The organism is Rudaea sp., assembly GCF_036560865.1.
In the GTDB taxonomy this organism is placed as follows: Bacteria; Pseudomonadota; Gammaproteobacteria; order Xanthomonadales; family Rhodanobacteraceae; genus Rudaea.
In genome coordinates this window covers 1-5221 of sequence record NZ_DATBQK010000009.1, presented here as the reverse complement: position 1 = coordinate 5221, position 5221 = coordinate 1, and the positions used below count along the sequence as shown (strand labels likewise).

General features: G+C 63.4%; 7 protein-coding genes. 3 read left to right on the top strand and 4 right to left on the bottom strand.

The features are described 5' to 3' along the window. A partial coding sequence (locus VIE67_RS01135; RefSeq protein WP_332022439.1) for a hypothetical protein occupies nt 1-208 on the top strand: 208 nt, incomplete at its 5' end. A 4-nt stretch (nt 209-212) separates the two neighbouring features. On the opposite strand, the gene VIE67_RS01130 is transcribed toward VIE67_RS01135, so the two are convergent. Both VIE67_RS01130 and VIE67_RS01125 read right to left on the bottom strand, forming a co-directional pair. Next, nucleotides 213-1505, bottom strand: coding sequence for a TIGR03862 family flavoprotein (locus VIE67_RS01130; protein WP_332022437.1), 1293 nt, complete (start codon nt 1503-1505; stop codon nt 213-215). Between the two features lie 108 nt (nt 1506-1613). Next, nucleotides 1614-1916 carry a hypothetical protein gene (locus VIE67_RS01125; protein WP_332022435.1) on the bottom strand — a complete coding sequence of 101 codons (303 nt, stop codon included), beginning with the start codon at nt 1914-1916 and terminating at the stop codon, nt 1614-1616. 193 nt (nt 1917-2109) lie between these two features. Here VIE67_RS01125 and VIE67_RS01120 point away from each other — a divergent pair, with 193 nt between their 5' ends. Both VIE67_RS01120 and ygiD read left to right on the top strand, forming a co-directional pair. After that, on the top strand, nt 2110-2751 hold the full coding sequence (locus VIE67_RS01120; protein ID WP_332022433.1) for an NAD(P)-dependent oxidoreductase: 642 nt from the start codon (nt 2110-2112) through the stop codon (nt 2749-2751). A gap of 12 nt (nt 2752-2763) precedes the next feature. Then, entirely contained in the window at nt 2764-3543 is a 780-nt protein-coding gene (gene ygiD, locus VIE67_RS01115; protein WP_332022431.1) for a 4,5-DOPA-extradiol-dioxygenase, read from the top strand. Between the two features lie 143 nt (nt 3544-3686). Here ygiD and VIE67_RS01110 read toward each other — a convergent pair whose 3' ends face one another. Next, nucleotides 3687-4364, bottom strand: coding sequence for a copper resistance protein B (locus VIE67_RS01110; RefSeq protein WP_332022429.1), 678 nt, complete (start codon nt 4362-4364; stop codon nt 3687-3689). Between the two features lie 197 nt (nt 4365-4561). Continuing rightward, nucleotides 4562-5221: multicopper oxidase domain-containing protein (locus VIE67_RS01105; protein ID WP_332022427.1), on the bottom strand; the 660-nt coding region annotated here is incomplete at its 5' end.

Here is a 5221-nt window from a genome sequence, read left to right as displayed (position 1 = left end):
CGGCCACCGCGTCCAGATGCGGCGCAACATTGGCGCCGGTGAAGGTTTTCACCTCGATCATGAGGCACACGATAGCGAATCGGATTTTTGCTGCAAAGGATCCGCTTGGTTGTGGCATGAATGGCGCATTCGGCTAGGCCTGCGTTGGATCGCAATCAAGACGTCGAAACAGCGAATCTGGATTCCCGCCAAGAGCACGCGGGAATGACGAGCTAGAATCGCGTTCGTAGCGCCCACTGCGCCGCACCCTGCCCCGCGATGCGCCCGCTGGCAAAGCACGCGGTCAGCAGATAGCCGCCGGTCGGCGCTTCCCAGTCGATCATTTCGCCGCTGCAGAATACGCCGGGCAATTTTTTCAACACCAGGTTTTCATCGAGCGCATCGAAGCGCACGCCGCCGGCCGTGCTGATCGCTTCATCGAGCGGGCGCGCTCGTTGCAGGCGCAATGGCAGGGACTTGATCGTCGCGGCGAGACGCTCTGAATCCTGCATCTCGGCCTTGCTCAAAACTTCGTAGAGCAGTCCGGCCTTGACCCCGTCGATACCTGCCTGACGGCGCAGGTGCTCGCTCAGGCTGCGGCTGCCGCGCGGGCGCGCGAGGTCGCGCGCGAGACGCTGCGCGTCGCGGCCGGGCGCGAGATCGAGGTGAATTTCGACGCTGCCATGCGCCACAATCGCATCGCGCAACTGCGCGCTGAGCGCATAGATCAGGCTGCCTTCGACGCCGGTCGCGGTGATCACGAACTCGCCCTGCCGGTGCAGGCTTGTACCAGCGGCGTCGCGCCATTCGATGACAACAGGTTTGACCGGCTGGCCTGCGTGGCGTGTGGCGAAGTGTTCGCTCCAGCCGTTGTTGGCGCCGCCTACATCGAAGCCGCAATTGGATGGCTGCAGCGGCGCGATGGCGATTTGCCGTTGTTCCAGCAGCGGCACCCAGCTGGCGTCCGAGCCGAGCACCGGCCAACTGCCGCCGCCGAGCGCAAGCACAACCGCATCGGCGCGCACGGGTTTTTCAGAGTCACCGTTTGCGAAGCGCAGCGAGCCGTCCTCGCTCCAGCCTAACCAGCCATGATGCATGTGAAATACGACACCGCTCGCGCGCAGGCGGCGCACCCAGCCGCGCAACAACGGCGCCGCCTTGAGATCGCTCGGAAATACGCGGCCGGAACTGCCGACGAAGGTTTCGACCCCAAGGCCGCGCGCCCAATCACGCAACGCATCGGCGTCGAACTGCGCCAGCCATGCGCGGATTTCCTTTTCGCGTGCGCCGTAGCGCGCGACGAATGCATCGAAATTTTCCGAGTGGGTCAGATTGAGGCCGCCCTTGCCCGCGATCAGGAATTTGCGCCCGACCGAGCCCATGCGGTCGTAGACATGCACCTCAACGCCGGCCGCACGCGCGACTTCGGCCGCCATCAAGCCAGCCGGACCGCCGCCGATAATCGCGATCGTCGGCACGGCACGGGGGCTGGCATCGCCGCGATCAAGCGCTGCGTGTGACGCCATGGCGATCTCTCATTGCGGTTACCCGTTGGCGGTTCGCGCCGATTGCGCGTTCCGCTCATGGTAACAACCACGCGTACCGATCGCGCGGAACGATTCCAGAAACGGCGGCTACCACCAGCCGAATGCGTGGTGGCCGTGTCCACGGGCAAACATCCATATCCAGAACATCGCGAACGCGAAGTGCATCAGCTTGCGCATGCCGCGCAGCAGGAAAAAGGCACCGACGACGGCTGCTACCACGATCAGCCACTTGTTGAATTCGCTGCGCTTCTGCCCATCGGCCGTGGTGTCCGCCGATGCGGAGGTGTAAGCCTGGTGCACGACCTCGACGATATTGGCGAGACCCTGCGACGTCGTTGCGCCCGAACTGCTGTGCAAGGTGTCGATAACGCTGGCGATGCTGGTGTTCATGACTCGCTCCCTCGGCCGAAACGGTCGGCTGTGGGAGCATGATCCGCATTCGCCAGCCACCGCGGCAGTCGCAGCCGTCAGCGAATGCAGATGACATTCGTCAGGTCGAACAGGACGCAGCGTTGCACCGGCGGTGGTTTTCCGAAACCGAATATCGGTGCATGCTTGGCTCCTCTTTCATGGAACCCACAAAATGAAAATCGTATTGTTCGGCGCCACCGGCCATATCGGCCATGGCATTCTCAATGAAGCGCTGCAACGCGGCCATACCGTAACCGCAGTTGTTCGTGATCCTGCGCGCTTGAGCGTGAGCAATCCAAAACTCAACGTCCTTGTCGGCGATGTGAGCAAACCCGCGACCTACGCCGCGGCACTGCAAGGCGCCGATGCCGCGATCGCCAGCATTTCCGCGCGCCGCGATGGCGATTTCGCGAGCGTAGCGAAAAGCGCGAGAACCCTGCTCGACGCCCTGCCCAAAGCCGGCGTCAAACGCCTGGCCTGGGTAGGCGGCGCGGGCACTCTGCAAGTTGCGCCCGGCGTGAGGGTGATCGACGATCCGCACTTCCCCGCCGCGTGGAAACCCGAAGCCGAGGCTCAGGGTGAGGCACTCGATGTGTTCCGCGCATCGAAAGCCGATATCGACTGGATCTATATCAGCCCGGCGGCGATGATCGAAGACGGCGTGCGCAGCGGCAACTATCGCGTCGGCGGCGAACAGCTGTTGGTCGACGCAAATGGCAAGAGCCGCATCACGGTTGCCGACTACGCCGTCGCCCTGCTCGACCGCGTCGAGAAAAACGACAAACCGCGCCAGCGCATCAGCGTGGCCTATTGATTGGAGACGATGATGAGCGAATCGACTACCCGCATGCCCGTGCTGTTCGTCGGCCACGGTTCGCCGATGAACGCGATCGAGGACAACGCGTTCACGCGCGGCTGGCAGGACGTGGCTGCACGCATACCGAAGCCAAAGTCGATCCTGTGCATCTCGGCGCACTGGGAATCGCGCGGCGTGTTCGTCTCCAGCGCACAGCAGCCGGAAACGATTCACGACTTCTACGGCTTTCCGCAGGCGCTGTTCGATGTGCGCTATCCCGCGCCGGGTGATCCGGCGCTCGCGCAGCGCGTGGTGGAGCTGGTCAAAAGTGTAAAAGTAAACACGACGCCGGAATACGGCCTCGATCACGGCGCCTGGAGCGTACTGCGCGTGATGTATCCGCAGGCCGATATTCCGGTGGTTCAGCTCAGCCTCGACACGACGCAGCCCGGCGCGTTTCACCATGCATTGGGGCGCGAGCTGGCGCCGCTGCGCGACGAAGGCGTACTGATTTTCGGCAGCGGCAATATCGTGCACAACCTGCGCACGCTCAATTTCCGCAATCCGGCAGCGCCGGATTGGGCCGTGCGCATCGACAATGCCGCGCGTGCGCGCATCGCCGAAAATCGCTACGCTGAGTTGATCGACTGGCGCAGCCTTGATGCGCAAGCTGCGCTCGCCATTCCCTCGCCCGAACACTATCTGCCGCTGCTGTACGTACTCGGCGCCAAACACGAAGGCGATGCAACCCGGATTTTCAATGCCGAACTTTTCAGCACGATCTCGATGACATCTGTGATGCTCGGCTGAGGCGATGCCTTCTCCCTTCTCCGTCGGGAGAAGGTGGCGCGAAGCGCCGGATGAGGGATGGCCGCCCAATTGGCCTTATCCTTCAGGCGAAGCTTTTCCCCCATCCGCCCTCCGGGCACCTTCTCCCGGTGGGAGAAGGAAAACTAGAGCCACAGGCGCACGCCGACGACGAACTGGGTTTCGTTGCGATCGATGGGCGCCGCGCCAAACCCTGCAGCCATGTCGCTGCTGCGATGTTTCCAAACGACGCCGACATAGGGCGCGAACTCGCGGCGGATTTCGTAACGCAGGCGCAGGGCGAATTCGGCATCGGACAGGCCCGACGCGATCCCGCGCGCGCGATCGCTTTTGCCGTAGAGATTCACTTCCAGCTCGGGCTGCAGAACCAGACGTTGGGTAAGCAACAGCTCGTACTCGGCGCGCAGGCGCGCAGCTGTGCGGCCTTGGTCGCCGACGTAGGCGGTGGCTTCGATTTTGAACCAGTACGGTGCCAGTCCCTGCACGCCGAACGCCGCCCAGCTACGCTTTGGCCCGCTGCCAAAATCGTGACGCGCACCGAGTTGCCAGTCCCAGTGGCTGGCGAACGCGTGATCCCAGAATGCTTCGAGCCGCGCGTCGGTCGTCCGGGCTTCGCGGTCGCCCTCGGTGCGCAACCAGAGCTTGTCGAAGTCGCCGCCGTACCAGGCTTCGGCGTTCCACACCGTTGAATAAGCATCGCTGCTTTGCGCGCGCTCGAATTCGTCGAGTTTGAACATCGCAAACCGGGCCTGATCGTCCATCTCCATCACGCGCGTCATCTCCGCGTCGGACATCGCTGCCATCGCATGCTGCGGCGGCTCGGGTGGCACATGATCTGCGTCTTGCGCATGGGCTGCGGATGCGAAGAAAGCCGCTACAGCGAACAGCAAAGCCTCACCGCAAAGGACGCGAAGAACGCGAAGGAACAGCCATGAATTGGTTACCTTCGCTTTTCCTTTGCGTCCTTTGCGTCCTTCGCGGTGAAGGTTCTCGCTTGCCATCACGCCACCACCACTTCGCGGAACATGCCCGCTTCCATGTGATAGAGCAGATGGCAGTGATAGGCCCAGCGGCCAAGCGCGTCGGCGCTGACGCGATAGCTGACTTTCTGAGCAGGCTGCACGACGACGGTGTGCTTTCTGACCTGAAATTCGCCGCCCGGCGTTTCCAGTTCGCTCCACATGCCGTGCAGATGGATCGGGTGCGTCATCATCGTGTCGTTGATCAGGGTGATGCGCACGCGTTCACCGTGGGCAAAACGCAGCGGTTCGGCGTCGGAGAATTTCTTGCCGTCGAACGACCAGATGTAGCGCTGCATGTGACCGGTCAGATGCAGCTCGATATCGCGTTGCGTGTCCGCGCTGATCGGCGCACCCGGCGTGTGCAGATCGGCATAGCTCAACACACGCCGACCGTTGTCGCGCAGGCCGATGCCGGGATCGTCGAGATTGCTGCGCGGCGTCGCGACGGTCATGTCGACGTCGGGTCCGGTCCGCGGCGTCCACGCAGCCGACGCGGCCGCGGCGCCGTCGCCCGCAGCCTGCGCCATCGCGGCGTGATCCATTGCGGACATCGCCGCGTGATCCATCCCGGTCATCCGTTCGCGATCCATCCCGGGCATCGCAGCGTGCGGATCGCGGCCAACGACCGCGGCGACGTA